The organism is Enterococcus sp. DIV1444a (assembly GCF_051712125.1).
GTDB lineage: Bacteria > Bacillota > Bacilli > Lactobacillales > Enterococcaceae > Enterococcus > Enterococcus faecalis.
Window position 1 is genome coordinate 2,804,729 of sequence record NZ_JBIOOG010000001.1, and the last position, 17,124, is coordinate 2,821,852.

The 17,124-nt window shown below is 38.3% G+C and carries 19 protein-coding genes; 2 read left to right on the top strand and 17 right to left on the bottom strand.

The features are described from left to right. Positions 1-711: 711 nt before the first annotated feature. The 12 genes from citG to IGI87_RS13480 form a co-directional block, all read right to left on the bottom strand. Positions 712-1,581 (bottom strand): triphosphoribosyl-dephospho-CoA synthase CitG, encoded by an 870-nt coding sequence (citG, locus tag IGI87_RS13425; protein WP_438737359.1) that lies wholly within the window; start codon positions 1,579-1,581, stop codon positions 712-714. Positions 1,582-1,587: 6 nt separating this feature from the next. Then, entirely contained in the window at positions 1,588-2,760 is a 1,173-nt protein-coding gene (locus tag IGI87_RS13430; protein WP_002363552.1) for an NAD(P)-dependent malic enzyme, read from the bottom strand. A 118-nt stretch (positions 2,761-2,878) separates the two neighbouring features. Then, complete coding sequence (locus IGI87_RS13435; RefSeq protein WP_002359205.1) at positions 2,879-4,276, bottom strand: oxaloacetate decarboxylase subunit alpha; 1,398 nt, start codon at positions 4,274-4,276, stop codon at positions 2,879-2,881. Then, positions 4,269-4,805 carry a citrate lyase holo-[acyl-carrier protein] synthase gene (gene citX, locus IGI87_RS13440; protein ID WP_438737361.1) on the bottom strand — a complete coding sequence of 179 codons (537 nt, stop codon included), beginning with the start codon at positions 4,803-4,805 and terminating at the stop codon, positions 4,269-4,271. Before citX ends, IGI87_RS13435 begins: the two co-directional genes overlap by 8 nt. Then, complete coding sequence (gene citF, locus IGI87_RS13445) at positions 4,798-6,330, bottom strand: citrate lyase subunit alpha (protein ID WP_438737364.1); 1,533 nt, start codon at positions 6,328-6,330, stop codon at positions 4,798-4,800. The genes citX and citF overlap by 8 nt, the downstream gene beginning before the upstream one ends. Before the next feature lie 2 nt (positions 6,331-6,332). Beyond that, the gene (citE, locus tag IGI87_RS13450; RefSeq protein WP_002355998.1) at positions 6,333-7,220 is read right to left on the bottom strand and encodes a citrate (pro-3S)-lyase subunit beta; all 888 of its coding nucleotides are present in this window, start codon (positions 7,218-7,220) and stop codon (positions 6,333-6,335) included. Next, entirely contained in the window at positions 7,208-7,516 is a 309-nt protein-coding gene (gene citD / locus IGI87_RS13455; RefSeq protein ID WP_438737366.1) for a citrate lyase acyl carrier protein, read from the bottom strand. The genes citE and citD overlap by 13 nt, the downstream gene beginning before the upstream one ends. Before the next feature lie 5 nt (positions 7,517-7,521). After that, positions 7,522-8,514, bottom strand: coding sequence for a [citrate (pro-3S)-lyase] ligase (citC, locus tag IGI87_RS13460; protein WP_071646868.1), 993 nt, complete (start codon positions 8,512-8,514; stop codon positions 7,522-7,524). Between the two features lie 32 nt (positions 8,515-8,546). Continuing rightward, entirely contained in the window at positions 8,547-8,681 is a 135-nt protein-coding gene (locus tag IGI87_RS13465; protein WP_104853896.1) for an OadG-related small transporter subunit, read from the bottom strand. 21 nt (positions 8,682-8,702) lie between these two features. Next, the gene (locus tag IGI87_RS13470; RefSeq protein ID WP_002383526.1) at positions 8,703-9,818 is read right to left on the bottom strand and encodes a sodium ion-translocating decarboxylase subunit beta; all 1,116 of its coding nucleotides are present in this window, start codon (positions 9,816-9,818) and stop codon (positions 8,703-8,705) included. Positions 9,819-9,847: 29 nt separating this feature from the next. Next, the gene (locus tag IGI87_RS13475; protein WP_113795129.1) at positions 9,848-10,249 is read right to left on the bottom strand and encodes an acetyl-CoA carboxylase biotin carboxyl carrier protein subunit; all 402 of its coding nucleotides are present in this window, start codon (positions 10,247-10,249) and stop codon (positions 9,848-9,850) included. Further along, positions 10,233-10,595: a hypothetical protein gene (locus IGI87_RS13480; protein ID WP_002356004.1), complete on the bottom strand. Its 363-nt coding sequence runs from the start codon at positions 10,593-10,595 to the stop codon at positions 10,233-10,235. Before IGI87_RS13480 ends, IGI87_RS13475 begins: the two co-directional genes overlap by 17 nt. Before the next feature lie 403 nt (positions 10,596-10,998). Between IGI87_RS13480 and IGI87_RS13485 the strand changes: the two genes are divergently transcribed. Together IGI87_RS13485 and IGI87_RS13490 are read left to right on the top strand one after the other, a co-directional pair. Then, the gene (locus IGI87_RS13485) at positions 10,999-12,396 is read left to right on the top strand and encodes a CitMHS family transporter (protein WP_104853898.1); all 1,398 of its coding nucleotides are present in this window, start codon (positions 10,999-11,001) and stop codon (positions 12,394-12,396) included. Between the two features lie 133 nt (positions 12,397-12,529). Beyond that, a complete protein-coding gene (locus tag IGI87_RS13490) occupies positions 12,530-13,225 on the top strand; it encodes a GntR family transcriptional regulator (RefSeq protein WP_104853899.1) in 696 nt (231 codons plus the stop codon). Between the two features lie 43 nt (positions 13,226-13,268). Here the strand turns inward: IGI87_RS13490 and IGI87_RS13495 are convergent, their stop codons facing one another. From IGI87_RS13495 to rpmH, 5 genes are all read right to left on the bottom strand, one after another. Continuing rightward, a complete protein-coding gene (locus tag IGI87_RS13495) occupies positions 13,269-13,991 on the bottom strand; it encodes a response regulator transcription factor (protein ID WP_438737369.1) in 723 nt (240 codons plus the stop codon). A gap of 298 nt (positions 13,992-14,289) precedes the next feature. Further along, the gene (jag, locus tag IGI87_RS13500; protein WP_113795127.1) at positions 14,290-15,066 is read right to left on the bottom strand and encodes an RNA-binding cell elongation regulator Jag/EloR; all 777 of its coding nucleotides are present in this window, start codon (positions 15,064-15,066) and stop codon (positions 14,290-14,292) included. A gap of 14 nt (positions 15,067-15,080) precedes the next feature. Beyond that, positions 15,081-15,908, bottom strand: a complete 828-nt coding sequence (locus IGI87_RS13505) for a YidC/Oxa1 family membrane protein insertase (protein WP_002378672.1) — start codon at positions 15,906-15,908, stop codon at positions 15,081-15,083. Continuing rightward, positions 15,908-16,264 (bottom strand): ribonuclease P protein component, encoded by a 357-nt coding sequence (gene rnpA, locus IGI87_RS13510; protein WP_438737371.1) that lies wholly within the window; start codon positions 16,262-16,264, stop codon positions 15,908-15,910. Before rnpA ends, IGI87_RS13505 begins: the two co-directional genes overlap by 1 nt. Positions 16,265-16,467: 203 nt before the next feature. After that, positions 16,468-16,602 (bottom strand): 50S ribosomal protein L34, encoded by a 135-nt coding sequence (gene rpmH, locus IGI87_RS13515; protein ID WP_002356012.1) that lies wholly within the window; start codon positions 16,600-16,602, stop codon positions 16,468-16,470. Positions 16,603-17,124: the final 522 nt, after the last annotated feature.

Genomic DNA, 17,124 nt, shown 5'->3' on the forward strand with positions numbered 1-17,124 from the left:
TTAGCGATTTAAATGGATTTAACACCTGCAGTTTAGTACATTTCCTCAGCTTTTCAAAATATAATGCTGTGAATTTTTATATAAAAATTCATTTGATAACAAACATCATGGATATGTTAAAAAACTCACTAATTCATTAGTGAGTTATTATACAATGAGAGTAAAATGAGGAAGTTTATACGTTTCTCCCCAATCATTAAAGATAAATAAATTATTTTATTATAACTTATCGTTTGATAAATCGATAATTAAATAACGGAAAATTTTTTTATTTTTTTGAGTAATTCCACTATTATTTTTTCTACTTCTTTGACTGTTTTTATCAATTTTATGGCTGTAAGTCATAAAAACTTTACATCAAAAAAATGACTCTAATCTATAACATTTTTTCTATTTTTAAGATTTTATTTTATGAAATTTTTATATTAAAAAAATTTCATAAAATAAGGCGACAGCCGTTTTTGAACGAATGCCGCCTTTTAGACAAACAAAAACCTGATTCTAAAAGAATCAGGTTTAGGAAAAGCAAATCAAGATTCGCTTCAACTGTTTATCATCGTATTTGTATACTCTGATAAGAATGATTTCGTAATAAAATATACTGTGTTTCGTGGTATTTGTCAATCGCTTTCTTGAATTCTCTTGAGACCTTTCCATAGGCATATAAGGTCAAAATAACTGACCAAGTCAGCGTTGTAACTATCTTTTTAATTAAGCAGTCAGCCAATTTAATTTCATTAGTTTATCTAAAAACACCACCAAAATTAAAGCATCTGCACTGCCACCAATACTCCAATTTTTTTCTTTGAATAAGTGATTCAATCTTTCTAAGCAAAGAGTTCCCCGTAACGTTTGTGTCCCCCCTAAAGCAAAATATTCCTGGATTAACGGTTGATATATTTCAAAAATTTGGACACTTTGACTTCGTTTAATCAAATTCGTATCCTCAACATAGAGCGATAAATAAAGGAGCGTATCAATGAGTTTTTGTTGTTGTGTTCCTTGATGTTTTTGATAATAAGGCACCCCCTGTTCAAAGACAGCAGGATACCCTTGTTGCGCCTCACCACGGATTCCAGTCAAGCCATACTGAACAAATAATCGTTCACCCCAAGTTAGTTTTTCTAGCTCATTCGTAGCGAGATTTTCAAAATCGGCCAGTAAGTCTTGCGTCATTGTTTGAAGCGTTTGTTGAAACAATTGTAAGGAGCAAGGGGTCTCCCAAATCATTAGACGACCACAGATAGCTAAAAAAATACCTAGAGAAAAAATCGCTCCTTTATGTGTATTGATACCTTCTGTTGCCTCAAACATCGCTCGTTCTGCTTCTAACCCCACTTGCCGAATCTCGCGAAAGGTTGCCTCAATCGGCAAATGACGTAGCTCTGTCCCAGCTTGAACGAAGGTTTCAAAATAAGGAGTCAAAACTACACTACTTTCTAAAAAAGTGAAAACATCCATATCTTGATGGGCGCCTGCATCAACTGGATCCACCAAGCCTGGTTTATTTAAACAGGTCACTTCGTAGAGTAGTGCCAATTGTGCTTGCTGTGCTAATTTACTCCTTGCTTGCTTTGTCATTGCCTTTTACGTCCCTTCTTCTGCTGTGGCCTTCTCTTGTTTTATATAGTCTAGTACAGCATTAAAAACCGTGTCAACTACGCCGCCATCAAATACATTAGGTATGAATTTTTCTGCTGTGGGTTCTGAAATCATAGCGGCCAAGCTTCGTGCTACTGTCATTTGCAAACCGACATCGACTTTTCTGCCTTTCGCTGCCAATAACCCTTTAAAAAGACCTGGAAAAGCTAAAATGTTGTTCACTTGATTCGGATATTTGGAAGAACCAGTTGCTAATAAACGGACGCCATTGGCTTGGGCGAGGGCTGGTTCAATTTCTGGTTTAGGATTTGCTAAAGCAAAGATAATTGGGTCTTGGTTCATTGATTTAATCAGGGCTGGCGTTAGCACATCCGCTTCTGATAAGCCTAAAAAAACATCCTGATTGACGACAGCGGTAGCTAAATCTTTGTTTTCTACTGATGGTTTTATTACCTGTCGAAGCAAAGCACGTTGGTAAGGATTCAATGTCGGGTCTTCTTCTCTTAAAACACCTTGGCGATCTACTAAGGTGAGATGCGTAATCCCCGCTTGAATACATAACTTAGCGGTCGCTACACCAGAAGCACCAACTCCGTTAATCACCACACGTAATTCATTTAAAGGTTTTCCTTTAATTTTAGCTGCGTTGATTAGTCCAGCTAAAACGACAATGGCTGTGCCTTCTTGGTCATCATGATACACAGGAATGTTCAAACGTTGTTGAAGTTTTTCTTCAATTTCAAAACATTTTGGTGCAGAAATATCTTCTAAATGGATTCCTGCAAAACTATTTTGTAAATTTTCAATTGTTTGAACCATCTCGTCAACTGATTTTTGTTCCAGTGCTAAAGGAATAGCATCGACACCAGCTAAATTTTTATAAAGTAAAGCTTTGCCTTCAACAATTGGCAAGCCCGCTTGCGTGCCCATATTGCCGAGACCCAGAACAGCTGATCCATCTGTAATAACCGCAATTAACTTACCACTAATGGTCCACTCGCGCGCTAATTCATGATTTTGGGCAATCATTAAACTCAATTCTGCGACACCAGGTGTATACATTTTGGCTAAATCATGATGGTTTAATACCGCTTCTGTTGCTTCAAGACTTAGCACGCCAATATTTTTTTGATGAATTGCTAGAACTTCTTCTAACACATTGTCACTTCCTTTCACGGGCTGCCTGTTTTTCTATTTGATGAAGCAAGGGTTTGAACAACCGTTATCGTCGCTCAAACCCTTGCTTCTTTATGCATCTGCGGAGCACTTGCCCGTGCTATTCTGGCAAGTCAAGTTTGACTGTCACTTTCTGTAACGGTACGTCGTAAAAAGGATCTTCGCGACGGCCTAAAAAGTCTTTTCCTTGTTGTGGGAACATCGCGTATAATAGGACATCCTCTTCAGATTTTGCATATTGTTGGATTTCATTTTCTAAACTATGCAACTCTGGTTTCAATAAATCCGCTGGTCGACAAGTGATTACTTCTTCATCCCCAATGATTTTTTGTTTAATCTCTTCTGCGATAGGTGCTGGTGATTTGCCGTATTCTCCGCGCACATAATCTTTGATTTCATTCGGTATTAAGGAGTATCTTTCCCCAGAAATCACATTCATTAAGGCTTGTGTTCCGACCATTTGTGAAAGCGGCGTAACTAGTGGCGGATACCCTAAATCTGCTCTTACTTTAGGTACTTCAGCTAAAACTTCTTCATATTTGTCTTGTAAACCTTGCTCCGTTAATTGACTTAATAAGTTTGATAACATACCACCAGGCACTTGATAAATCAAGGTTTTCGGTTCTGTATCTTTAACTTTAGGGTTTAAAATGCCTTCACTTCTAAAGCGATCACGAATCGGATTGAAATAGTCAGCAATCTCTGTTACTTTTTCCATATTTAAACCTGTTTCAAAGCCTAAATCTTCTAACGCAATGGCCACAGATTCTGTAGCTGGTTGACTCGTACCGCCAGCGAAAGAAGAAATAGCTGTATCGATGATATCCGCACCTGCTTCAGCAACTTTTAAATAGGTCATCTCAGAAATACCACTAGTCGCATGCGTATGCACCTCTAAAGGTAAATCAATGGCATCTTTCATTTTGCTCACTAATTCAAAACCAGTTTGTGGCGTTAAAACGCCTGCCATGTCCTTAATACAAATGGAATCCGCTCCTGTTTGACTTAATTCTTTGGCTAATTTTACAAAGTAATCGATGGTATGAATTTCACTCGTGGTATAAGAGATTGCTGCTTGACAGTGTCCGCCAGCTTCTTTTGTGGTTTGAATCGCTGTTTGTAAATTACGGACATCATTCAAGGCATCGAAAATACGAATAATATCAATCCCATTTTCAACTGATTTTTCGACAAAGGCCCGCACCACATCATCGGCGTAATGACGATATCCTAGTAAATTTTGTCCTCGTAATAACATTTGAAGTTTAGTATTTTTAACTTCTTTGCGAATTTGGCGAAGACGTTCCCACGGGTCCTCGTTTAAATAGCGGACACAGGAATCAAACGTTGCTCCGCCCCACATTTCTAATGCATGAAATCCTGCCTCGTCCATTGTTTTAATAATCGGCAGCATATCTGAGGTTGGCATCCGTGTTGCAATTAAACTTTGTTGTCCATCGCGTAACACCGTTTCTGTAAAACGAATTTTTTTACTCACTTGGCTGCTCCTTTCGTGTCAAAATTATTTCTGTTATTTTTTCTTGCATTACTTCAAGACTGTGACGTCGATTTCGTCCACAGACTTTCGCCTCTTCTTGGCAAATAAAACAGCGCCGTAGTGGCAAGCCTAAATCTCCTCGATGAAGGCTTTTTAGTTCCTCATTTCCCCATAAAACATCTAGGTCCACTAAACGACCATAAGGATGTGTTTCTTCAATTTTGACCATTCTTTGTTTTAATTCTTGTGGGGCTAATGAAACCGCCAAATAATATTCAGGCCCTGTTTTTTCATTCCGGTAAAAATTAACAATCGGCACTTGATCCAGCAATTGTTGCTCGACTTCTTCAATTACTTCTAAAAAAACAGCTGTTAAGGTAGGCGAATTTTTTACTTCTCCAGGGATATTCATTGTGGCAGATAAGAGACTGGCTTCTGGAGCAGTTTCTAACAATTCCTTCTGTGTGGCAACTCTTTGTTCGCGAGCATCCAACATCTCTAAAAGTGTTACTTTTTCCCCGTTAAACATTGCGTACCACATCAATTAGACTACCATCTCGGTATTCAATTAACGCAACGACTTTGTCTCCATATTTAATTGGTTCTGGGGTGCCGACAATATTGTAGGCTTTGTCTTTCAACTCTTCTAATGTAAACTGAGGAACGTCTAAAGCTTTAAAACAATCAATTAAGTCTGTTCTTTTTGGATTGATTGCAATGCCGACTTCTGTTACCACGACATCGACACTCGTACCTGGTGTAACGACTGTATTTACTTGCTCAACGATTGTTGGGATCCGTCCACGAACAAGTGGCGCAATCACTAGACTCATTTTACAAGCCATACTTGTATCGGAGTGTCCGCCAGAAGCACCACGAATGACACCATCTGAACCAGTAATGACATTTACATTAAAATCTGTGTCCACTTCTAAAGCAGATAAAATAGCTGTGTCTAATTGATTAATAACCGCCCCTTTGCTAAGCGGTGAGGCATACATATTGGCATCAATTTCATAATGATTCGCATTTTCGCCTAAAGAAATAGCTGATGGGTGGTCAAAGTCTTGGACGTCAATAATTTTTTCTACTAAACCTTCTTCCAAAAGTTCCACCATTGCATTCGTAATTCCCCCTAAAGCGAAACTTGCTTTAATACCATCTTTAATCATTTGTTCTCTCATGAACCGTGTAACTGCAAGTGAAGAGCCACCTGTTCCAGTCTGAAATGAGAAGCCTTCTTTGTAGTAAGGAGAATGTGTAATTATTTTTGCGGCATATTCAGCAATCAGCAATTCTTTAGGATTTTTTGTAAAACGTGTTGCGCCTTTGGCAATTCCATCTGGATCACCAATTGCATCAATTTCTACTACATAATCAACATCTGTTTGCGGAATACTAATAGGAGTATTAGGATATGGCACTAATGTGTCAGTAATGATGACTACTTGATCCGCATACTTTGCATCGACCATCGCATAACCAAGAGAACCACAGGTGGCTTTTCCTTTGGTGCCATTCGCATTTCCATAAGCGTCTGAACTTGGCGCACCTAAGAAGGCCACATCAATATGGATATCGCCTGCTGCTACTGCCCGTGCTCGGCCACCATGTGAACGAATCACCACAGGGTTTTCCATGATACCTGAGGAAATAGCGGCCCCCACTTTATCTCTCAAACCAGAAGAAGTAATGTTGGTGACTACTCCATTTTTAATGTGTTCAATCAAAGGTTCATGAACATTTGCAATTGAACTAGGTGCAATCGAAATATTTTTCAACCCCATTGCGGCAATTTCGGCTAAAACTAAATTCATCACATAGTCTCCTTCACGGAAATGGTGATGGAAAGAGATGGTCATGCCATCTTTCAAACCTGTTTTTTCAATTGCTTCACGAATGCTTCCTAAAAGCTTTGTCTCCCGAGGTTTCACTGGTTTAATTGCTCGGCTCGCTTCTTGATAAGCATCAATGTGTGCTAATTCTCCTTCATAAATGCCGTATTGCTCTGCATAAGATTGAGGAATGTCTTTGCCTACTTTATTTACTACCATGTCTATATTTCCTCCTCGGTAATTAATTTAGCCGCCAATGCTAACGCAATGACCCGTTCAGCTCGTTCAACAATTGGTTTATCAACCATTTTTCCATTTACAGAAATAACGCCTGACCCTTTTGCTTCGGCTTCCCGAATGCCCCAGATTACTTCCTTAGCATTCTGGATTTCTTTTTCTGTTGGCGCATAAATAGTATTAACTAATGGGATTTGACGAGGATTAATCACCGATTTCCCATCGAAACCTAGCTGTTTAATCAAACGAACTTCGGCTTCAAAGCCTTCCGTATTGTCTACATCTGAATAGACCGTATCAATAGCTGCAATCCCAGCTGCTCGAGCGGCATGTAAAATCATGCTACGAGCAAAGAATAGTTCTTGGCCATCTGGATGGCGCCGTGTTTTCATATTGGTAACATAGTCTTCTGCGCCTAACGCGATGCCAATCAAGCGAGTTGAACTTTTGGCAATCGCGGGTGCATTTAGAACACCTTCGGCCGATTCAATAGCAGCCATCATTTTCGTTGTTCCTACGGGAATGTCATTTTGCTGTTCTACTTCTGTAATGACTGCCTCGACATCAATGATATCTTGGGCTGTTTCTGTTTTTGGTAAACGAATCACATCGACACCAGCTAAGACCATCGCTTCAATATCTTCTGCGCCACCGGCATCTAAAGCATTGATCCGAACAACAATTTCAATATTGCCATAATCGAAAGTTTTCAAAGCAGAATGGACTAAAACACGGGCAGAGTCTTTTTCTTTTAATGAAACCGCATCTTCTAAATCAAACATAATTGAATCTGCCCCATACAAAGGTGCATCTCTTAGCATTGCTGCGTTCGCTCCAGGGACAAACATCATTGTTCTTCTTAAACGTTCCATGAGTCTAACTCCTTCCAATCATACGTTTCTTTTTCAGCGCCTCGATGTAAAACTGTAATCATCCGCGCTTTGATCGTACAATCTAACGCCCCTTTATCAATCGCCTTAACCGCAACGCCTTGAACATCTAAATGTTCTAAAGTTGTCGTAATCACCTGACGAATTTGATTGCCAAATTGTTTTTCGACACTACTTTCTAATTCAATGGTATTTTCTGTTGCTTCAAGGGGTTGGACGGTAATCATAATATCACTTGATTCTACTGTTCCTGCAGTAGCATTTTTGATAATCTTCACTTTCTTCACCTCATTAGTTTCTTGTGTTCTACTAAGTATTGATAACTTGTTGCTGGTAAAAACTTCTTGAGTGTCTCTTTGTCGCCTTCAGCCATCGCTTTGCGAACTTTCGTCGCACTAATCAGCTCTCCATCAATCGCTAATCGCGGGACAATGGTTAGCGTTATCGTTTGTCCGAAAACTTGTTGCATTGCTTGATTGTAGACATCGGTCACTTCTGAATAAGGCTCTTCTCCCACATAACGTTGCTGAATTTCAAGTATTGGCGCAATCCTTTCTTTAAATAACGTTGCATCAAGCGTTGCTTGAATTGCAGCTACCTCTAATGGCGCTTTTTCTTTCAAAAAATAGGTAGGAAAAGTCGCAGACGAAACTAAGTAATCTTCTGTAGATAGGACTGTCACATTGGGTAAATGGGCTACCCCTTTTTGCACCATTGCGAAACGTGCTTCTTTTGAAAACAGCGATTTATCTTCAGATAAAACAAACACATAAACGTGCGGACTTTCTTTGGCTGCTTTTTCGACTAAGTACTGATGGCCTTTCGTAAAAGGATTTGCATTCATAACAATGCTACTGGCTGGCCCTGCTTTTTTATGCTGTGTCAGGTAACCAAGATAATCGGCAAAATCTGGTTTGCCTTGCTCCATAAACAGCACCTCTTGGTTCGCAACCACTTTTTGAAAGCCTAGCGACTGAAAAATTTGTTCATTTTTTGGTTTTGTATACAAAAAACTGTGTAATTGGTTTTCTTCTCTCAGTTTTTCAAGTAGATGAACCACCAATTGGGTTAACAAATTTTCAGATTGATATTTTTTACAAACGGCCACGCACTTAATCGTTTTGCCTGAAAGCGAGCCAGAGGCGATTAATGCTGTGTCATCATATATGCCAACGGTGTAATCAAGTGCTTCTGTCGTTTGCAATGCGGCTTTTTCCATTAATTCGCGCCAAGCTTGATAAGCTTTTTTATCTTTTTGCAACCAGATTCTTTTCATTGTATATACGCTGCTCACAGCAATAACCTCCTTTATTTTTTAATCGGGAATAATTTTGATAGTAATTTAGATGCTAGATAAATGATAAATAAAACAACGAAAACGCCGCCCCAACCAAAACCTAACAGTTCAAAAGCAATTTTTAAATCTTCCATGTTAACAGACATGTATTCGTTCTCCTTTCCGTCCTATGTTAAAAAGGCTAATAGTAAGCCACCAGCAATTACAGAAGCGATTTGTCCTGAAACGTTGGCACCAGCAGCATGCATTAAAATAAAGTTTTGTGGGTCTTCATCCGTAGCCATTTTTTGAATGACCCGACTAGACATTGGGAAAGCGGAAATACCCGCAGCACCAATCATTGGATTGATTTTTTCTTTTCTAAATAAATTCAAGAATTTAGCAAAAAGCACGCCGCCGACTGAGTCCATAATAAAGGCGACTAACCCTAAGCCAATAACCATCAACGTATCGACTTTTAAAAACTCTGCATAGTTCATGCTAACGGAAATAGATAGTCCTAGCAAGATACTAATAATATTCACCAATTCATTTTGAGCTGTAATGGATAAGCGATCCAAAACGCCACATTCTCTTAATAAGTTCCCAAACATTAAGAAACCAACTAATGGTAAGGACACAGGCGCGATTAAACCAGCGACAATCGTAATAACAACTGGGAAAAGAATTTTCGCTGTTTGAGAAACTTCCCCAGCCCGATAAGTCATACGGATACGACGTTCGGCTTTCGTCGTCACTGCTTTAATCGCTACTGGTTGAATAATCGGAACTAACGCCATGTAGGAGTATGCGGCAACCATTATGGCCCCCATGTATTTTGAATGTAAGGTATTTGCTACGAAAATGGACGTTGGACCATCGGCGGCACCAATAATCCCAATTGAAGCAGCATCGTTTAAATCAAAACCTAATAAAACAGCCATAATAACTGTAAAGAAAATCCCAAACTGTGCAGCGGCACCAAACATCAACATAAACGGATTTTGTAATAATGGACCGAAATCAATCATTGCCCCAATCCCAATAAATAATAATAACGGGAATAATTCTGTTTTTATTCCAAAATCAAAAAGAACATTAAACGGACCTGGTTCGCCGCCAGCGCTCAATACGCCAGAATTAGGAAAGTTCACTAAAATCGTTCCTAAACCCATTGGCACTAAAAGTGTTGGTTCATACTCTTTTTTTATTCCTAAATACATTAATAGTCCACCAATCAGCATCATCACAATGCGTCCTGGCTCTTGGCCCATTCCTATAACACCTTGAATCAGTGTCTCCACACAAATCACTTCCTCTTCTTAAATTAATTCTAATTAATTGTTATTAATGGTTCTCCTGGATTCACAATTTGGCCTTGTGTAACATGAATTCCTGTTACCGTACCTGCTTTTCCTGCAACGATTTCGTTTTCCATCTTCATTGCTTCTAAAATTAACAATGGTTGGTTTTCTGACACCGTATCACCAACATTGACTAATACTTTTAACACAGTTCCTGGCATTGGCGCTGGCATTGCATCTGCTCCTGCTGGGGCGGCTGTCTGTGCCGCTGGCGCTGGGGCTTCTTCAACAGCAGGAGCTGGCGTTTCTGCCGTAGCAACTGGGGCTGTTGGTTGGGGCGCAACAGGCGCTGGTTGTGGGACTCCACCGATTTCTTCCATCTCGACTAAATATTCTTTCCCATCAATTGAAATTTTAAATTTGCGTAACATAATGATCCTCCTCAAGGTTTTGTTTTGAAATTCTTTTGACAACTAGCTGAGACTCTTCTGAAAGCTCTGCAGCTATACTTGCTGCAATAATGGCAACTTCTTTTGCTTCTGGATTTCGTTTTGCGATTTTTTTGATGACAAAACGACTTTCCGGAAACTCTCCTGCTGCGATGGCAGTGGCCACAATACTTACCAATTGATATTCTTTTGGCTCAGCAGGAATATATGCTGGTATATCTATCCATCGCTTTTCCAAGTTATCCGCTTCACGTTGGATAACGCTTTCATTAATCTCGGTATCCTGCGTGTGTTGCTCTTTCTTGAATAAGGACTTAAATAGGCCCATATTGTCTCTCCTTTCACTAATTCTTGGTATACGTCCATTATAGAAAAAACAGTTAAAAAACCTAGTGAAAACACCAGCCCAGATTGTTCTTTTATTGTTTATTTTGTGAAAAAAACTCTATAAACATTGGTATATAAGCATTTATCAGCCGTTAAGATTCTATTAATATTATATTAAGTTATTAATAAGAAATTGATTGTTGAATTGTTTTTTTGATGTTCTTTTTGTTTTAGGCTCTTTATTCTCTGCGAAAGTTTGTATATTCTCACACTATAGACAAACACAAAAAATATTTTTTGTTGTAAACCAGAATACTGTGAAACATTTCTCATGGCTATTCTTTTTTATTAACACCGGTTGTTAACGCTTACAATAAAGTTCTAAAAAAGAAAGGAAGAAAAACATGTTACTCACTATTTTAGCTTATGGTATGATTATCATCTTTATGTATGTAATCATGAAAAAGAAATTGTCACCGTTTACATCTTTAGTAATTATTCCTCTTATTTTTACTTTGATTGCAATTGCAACTGGGGTAGCGAGTCCGCCACCTGGCGCTGACGGCGTTGTCCCTGAAGTCAACATTGGGAATTTCGTCTTAGATGGGATCTCAACTACTTCAAAAACTGGTATTATGTTATTATTTGCCATTCTTTACTTCTCTATTATGTTAGATGCTGGTTTGTTTGATCCAATCACCAAAAAAATGATTTACTTTGCCAAAGGCGATCCGATGAAAGTCTTGATGGCTACTGCGGTAGTTGCTGCTGCTGTTTCCTTAAACGGCGATGGAACAACGACGACATTAATTTGCTGTTCTGCATTTATCCCGATCTATAAAAAACTTAATATGAAAATGATGAACTTAGGTGTGCTTGTTATTTTACAGAACACCATTATGAACTTATTACCTTGGGGTGGCCCAACAGCTCGTGCTATGGCTGTACTAGAAGTGGACGCCGACATCCTTTCTTATTTAGCACCTGGTATGATTTTATCTGTATTATATGTTATCTTCTTTGTTGCTTATCGCATGGGGAAAAAAGAACGTGCCCGCTTAGGTGTGACAGCTCTTACCGATAAAGAATTAGAAGAAATGACTATTGTTAACGATCCTGAGTTATTAGAAATTCGTCGTCCAAAGAATTTTGCTTTCAATGGCATTTTAACGATTATCTTAATTGGTTGGTTAGTCCTAAGCTCCTTCGTGGGTCAATTAGGTTTGCCTTCATGGATTGAAATGCCACCGCTATTACTATTCCTAGTCGGTACTTGTATTGCTTTAATGATTAACTATCCAAAATTAAAAGATCAAAGCAGTCGCATCAGTGCGAACGCTGGCGATGCTGTACAGGTGGTTATCTTGGTCTTTGCAGCCGGCGTCTTCATGGGCTTATTCCAAGGATCTGGTATGGCCAATGCCTTAGCAAATAGCTTTGTCAATATTATTCCAAAACAATTAGCCGGCGCTTGGGGCTTAGTGATTGCGTTCATTTCGGCGCCAGGAACCTTCTTTATTTCAAATGATGGCTTCTATTTTGGTGTGATGCCAGTTCTTGCAGAAGCTGGCCGTTCTTATGGATTTGATAACATGTCTATGGCTTTAGCTTCTTTAATGGGACAAGCATTCCACTTATTAAGTCCATTAGTAGCATTTATCTACTTGTTATTACGTTTAACTGGCTTAGATATGGGGCAATGGCAAAAAGAATCAGCAAAATACGCTTTAGGAATTTTCGTTATCTTTATTGTAACCATTGTTGCGTTAGGGCACATGCCTCTATTTATTCCACAAAATTAAACGTTATCATTGAAACCGTAGGAGTGCCTTTTCTCCTCGGTTTTCTTTTCATTTAGTCTTTTCTTGCGTTATATTTTCTTTTTTAATATTATATTTATTATCTATAAAAATAACCTATAGGGAGGTGCCTCATATGAATCCAACGGTTGAAGCAGTAAAACGGAACTTAGATTTAACCAGCAGTAAACCTCTAAAAATCTGTACCTATGAAGCCTTTAAAAAAACCATTATTTTAGGGGATATTCCTGCGGGTGAACGGATTAACGAAAAAGAATTTTCCGAGCAATTAAACATTAGTCGGACGCCCATTCGCTTTGCTTTGCAAGAATTGGTCAAAGAACAATTGGTGGAACATATACCTATGGTGGGTATCGTGGTCAAAGGGATTAGTATGAAAGATGCTTATGAAATCTATGATATTCGTAAATCTTTGGACACTTTAGCAACCATTAAAGCTATGGAACTCATGACACCAGAAGATTTTGATGAACTGGAAGCCTTACTTCATCAAGGTGAGCAATACAATAAAAACGACCAAGTAGATGACTTACTACAGAACTTTTCAGATTTTAATTCCTTTATTTATACTAAGAGTCAGATGCTACGTTTAAAAAAAATTGTGACTGATCTCCATGCTTACTTAATCTATTTCAGAGATATTGCGATTCGTGCCTCAGAACGTCGCAGTATTGCACTGGAAGAACATTGGTTAATTTTTCGCGGAATGAAAACAAAGAATATTGACCAGATTACACTTTTAACCCATGAACATCTAAATCGTTCGCTTCAATTTATTTTGAAAGAAATGGAACGTCGGCAAATTGAATAAGCCAATAAGGCCCGCAGTTGAACTAGCGACTGCGGGCCTTTTTTCATTTTTTTTGTTCACAACCATTTGGCGTAAAGGTATAACCAATGCCCCAAACGGTCCGAAGGTAACAAGGTTCTTTCGGTTTTTCTTCTAATTTACTTCGTAAACGATTAATAAAAACCATAATCGTATTCGCATCGACATCTCCGGTGCCCCAAACGCTACTGTAAATTTGTTCTTTAGAGAATACTTGCTCGGGATTCTCCAGAAAAAATTGAATTAATTGAACTTCTTTCGAAGACAATGGAATAGGTAAATCCTTTTTAAATAGTTGATAACGACCATAATCAAAACGGAAATCGCCTACTTGTAACTCTTCTTTTTTATAAACATTCAATTGTTTTTTAATCATTCGAGCCCGATTCAACGAAGCAATCACCTGAGCCTTAAAAACATTCAAAGAAAAAGGTTTCGTTATATAACTATCTACGCCCATTTCCAAGGCTGCAATGATATCCTCTTCTTCTTTTTTGCTACTAAAAAAGATAATTGGCACCAGTGGATATTTCTCTCTAATCATTTGGACTAAGTAGTAACCATCACTGTCATGTTCCAAAGTATCATCTAAAATGAACAAATCAAAGGTGACTCTGGACACGATATCTTTTGTTTTTTCAATTGATTCACTTTGGTAAATAAGAATACCTGTTGATTGTAATGCTTTCCAAATCAAGCGACGAACCGTTGCATCATCATCTACAACCAGTATTTTCTCCGTACGCATACCTGTTGCTCCCCCTACGTCTCTTTACAAAACTTTTTCATTTGAACTTACTATTGGAGTAATTACTGATTATCATAACACAAAAAAGAAACGGAAACGGCTAAAAAAATCATTTAACTTGGAAAGAGCCTGGGACAAAAATCCCAAGTGATTTTTGTCCCAGGCTCAAAACCTGATAAACGGCGGGAACAGAACCAACTCCTTCGGAAATAAGCCGAAATTCTCCAAAAATTAAAAAGCAATTTTCGGAAATTCCTTCTTATTTCTCGGAGCTAAACGGTTCCGTCCCGACCTCTGTTTAAAAATACTTCTTAACTGGTTCAACCACTAAATAACGATAAGGTTCATCCCCTTCAGAATGGGTTTTGATTTGTTCATCTTTGCTTAGCGTGTGATGGATTTGTTTTCTTTCAAAAGCCGGCATTGGTTCCAAGAAGACTGGTCGCCCAGTGCGCTTGGCTTTTTCCGCAGTGCGTTTCGCTAAACGTTCCAAAATTTCATGACGTTTTTCGCGATAATTTCCGACATTCACAACAATCGATAGCTTATTGCTTGCAATGCGGTGAATAAAGACTTGCGCTAAATATTGTAACGCATTTAAAACTTTTCCGTGTTTTCCAATTAAGATACCTTGTTTTTCTGTTTCTAAATGGAAGATAATATTGCCGTTCTCGCGCGCTATGCGAACCATGGCAGGAGCGTTCAGTTCATTTGAAATATTCGTTAAATACATCGCTAATTCAGTAATAGCAGCTTCGTCTTCCAGATTTTCTAAAGAATGTGTTGGTTCCTCTGAGAGACTAGGAATTGTTTCGGTTAATTCCTCAACTGCTTCTTCCACTGCTGTTGCTTCATCGGCAACAACAATATCTTCCACTGTTTCTTCGACCGCTTCTGTGACTTGCTCACTAATCGTTGGTTCCATTGAAATTTGGGCAAGTTTTTTTCCTAGACCTAAAAATCCTTTTTTTCCTTCGTCTAACACATCAATTGTAACATCCTCTTTGGTTAAACCAAGTGCTTGTAAGCCTTTCTGCGTTGCTTCTTCGATTGTATTTCCTTCATAAATCGGCATCTGAACGACCTCCTTTATTTTTTCTTCCCTTTTTTCTTAGGACTTTTTGCTCGTTCAAGCGCTCGCTCCCGTGCTTTGGCTTGACGTGCTGCTTCCTCCCGCTCTTTACGGATTTTGAATGGATTATTCAATAACAATGTTTGCCCTGTTTGGAAGGCATTTGAGACCACCCAGTAAAGAGATAAACTGCTGGCCAATGAAATCCCCATAAAGAAGATCATCGCTGGCATAACGTAATTCATAATTTTTAGTGAGGCATTTGTTTCTAGTTGGCTCATACTTGAAAGATACGTACTAGCAAACGTAAAGACAGCTGCTAAAATTGGTAAAATTAAATACGGATCCGGCTTATCGAGGCTTAACCACATGAACGTTCCCTCTTTTAATTCAGGCACGCGCGAAATGGCTTGATACAAAGCCATCATGATTGGTAGTTGAACCAACAGTGGTAAACAGCCAATGTAAGGATTCACATTATTTTCTGCATACAAACGTTGCTGTTCTTCTCGGAATAAGCGTTGTGTTTCAGGATCTTTTGAAGAATATTTTTGTTGCAAGGCCTTTAATTGCGGTTGCAACTCTTGTGTTTTACGCATACTCTTCGTTTGAAAATGCATCAACGGCAATAAAATAATCCGGATGACTAACGTAAATAGGATAATCCCAATTCCGACACTGCCGCCTAATGATAGGAACTTAATCGCTTGGGCAAAATAATAAACAATGTATCGATCCCAAATTCCTGTACTACTTTCACTTACGGGCGCGGTTCCGCAGGCGGATAAAACAAAGACTAAGGTCACTAACCCAGCCATTAATAATAAGCGCTTATACTTCTTCACTACTCAATTCCCTCTCTTACATCTAATATTTTAGCTAAATTTAACACATGGATTAAATTAGCTTTCACTTCTTCAGACGATAACTTATCCAATCCTGGACGTGCAATCACGATAAAATCAATTTCTGGAGAGATACGGTCTTTTAATTGAAATAAACTCGCGCGGATTTTCCGCTTCACAGCATTTCTTGTGACCGCGTTTCCAATTTTCTTCCCAACAGAAATTCCCACTCGAAAATGGGCTTGTTGTGGTTTCTCTAAAACGTACACAACGAAACGACGATTTGCACAAGATTGTTTTTTATTAAACACCTGTTGAAATTCTTTTTCTTTCTTGACACGGTAGGACTTTTTCATCGGCATCCCTTTGTTTCTATATTTTTTTACTTCTTAATAATAATAGCATATTTCCGCTCTTTTTTAGTAGCCTTTTCTATAGAATCCTGCTTTCTTTTATTGAAAATAGAAAAAGAACCCTTAGTTATCTTCACATCTTCCAAAAAATTATGGAGATAACTAAGGGTTCTTAGAAATTGACTGTTTAAAAGACCAGACCATCATTAAGCAGAAATAACTTTTCTACCTTTACGACGACGGCTTGCTAATACGCGACGGCCATTTTTAGTGCTCATACGTTTACGGAATCCGTGAACTTTTTGGCGTTTACGTTTGTTTGGTTGATACGTTCTTTTCATGCAATTACACCTCCTGAAATTGTAACTATCCATCAATATATAGACATACTTTGATAGTATAACGAGTAATAGGGTCTTTTGTCAATAAAATTTAAGAAATATTTCCTGAGAAAGATTCGTTTCAATTATCCACAAATTAAATTTTCCTGTGAGTAGCTTGTGGATAGTTTTCCACATTTTTTTCTGTTCACGACCATTTTTCCACTAGTTTTACACAAAAAAACAGCCTGTTAAAAAGTTTTACACAGGCGTTTTTTTAGCTGTTGATAAGTTCTTGAAAGATGATTATATCAAGGTTAATTATTCTCAGCTTTTTGTGGATAACTTGTTCAGTTACCATTCTCTTCCGCAAGTGTCGACACCCTGTGGAAAACTTTTTTCACCCTTGTGTACTTTTTTTCCACATTGAACAATTGCTTGTGGAAAAAGTTTAAAAAAAATGCTAAAATCGACTATGCTCATTCTTTTAAGTTATCCACATTTTTTAGATAACCAAAATTTAAACATATAGGAGGTCACTGT

What these genes read in the sequence shown, in the direction of transcription:
- citG (WP_438737359.1), bottom strand. Translation starts at nt 1,581, where the DNA reads ATGACAAAGCAAGCAAGGAGTAAATTAGCACAGCAAGCACAATTGGCA.
- citF (WP_438737364.1), bottom strand. Translation starts at nt 6,330, where the DNA reads ATGGTAGTAAATAAAGTAGGCAAAGACATTCCTCAATCTTATGCAGAG.
- rpmH (WP_002356012.1), bottom strand. Translation starts at nt 16,602, where the DNA reads ATGAAAAGAACGTATCAACCAAACAAACGTAAACGCCAAAAAGTTCAC.
- IGI87_RS13465 (WP_104853896.1), bottom strand. Translation starts at nt 8,681, where the DNA reads ATGTCTGTTAACATGGAAGATTTAAAAATTGCTTTTGAACTGTTAGGT.
- jag (WP_113795127.1), bottom strand. Translation starts at nt 15,066, where the DNA reads ATGCCGATTTATGAAGGAAATACAATCGAAGAAGCAACGCAGAAAGGC.
- citC (WP_071646868.1), bottom strand. Translation starts at nt 8,514, where the DNA reads ATGAAAAGAATCTGGTTGCAAAAAGATAAAAAAGCTTATCAAGCTTGG.
- rnpA (WP_438737371.1), bottom strand. Translation starts at nt 16,264, where the DNA reads ATGAAAAAGTCCTACCGTGTCAAGAAAGAAAAAGAATTTCAACAGGTG.
- IGI87_RS13485 (WP_104853898.1), top strand. Translation starts at nt 10,999, where the DNA reads ATGTTACTCACTATTTTAGCTTATGGTATGATTATCATCTTTATGTAT.
- IGI87_RS13490 (WP_104853899.1), top strand. Translation starts at nt 12,530, where the DNA reads ATGAATCCAACGGTTGAAGCAGTAAAACGGAACTTAGATTTAACCAGC.
- IGI87_RS13495 (WP_438737369.1), bottom strand. Translation starts at nt 13,991, where the DNA reads ATGCGTACGGAGAAAATACTGGTTGTAGATGATGATGCAACGGTTCGT.
- citX (WP_438737361.1), bottom strand. Translation starts at nt 4,805, where the DNA reads ATGTTTAACGGGGAAAAAGTAACACTTTTAGAGATGTTGGATGCTCGC.
- citE (WP_002355998.1), bottom strand. Translation starts at nt 7,220, where the DNA reads ATGGAACGTTTAAGAAGAACAATGATGTTTGTCCCTGGAGCGAACGCA.
- IGI87_RS13475 (WP_113795129.1), bottom strand. Translation starts at nt 10,249, where the DNA reads ATGTTACGCAAATTTAAAATTTCAATTGATGGGAAAGAATATTTAGTC.
- IGI87_RS13480 (WP_002356004.1), bottom strand. Translation starts at nt 10,595, where the DNA reads ATGGGCCTATTTAAGTCCTTATTCAAGAAAGAGCAACACACGCAGGAT.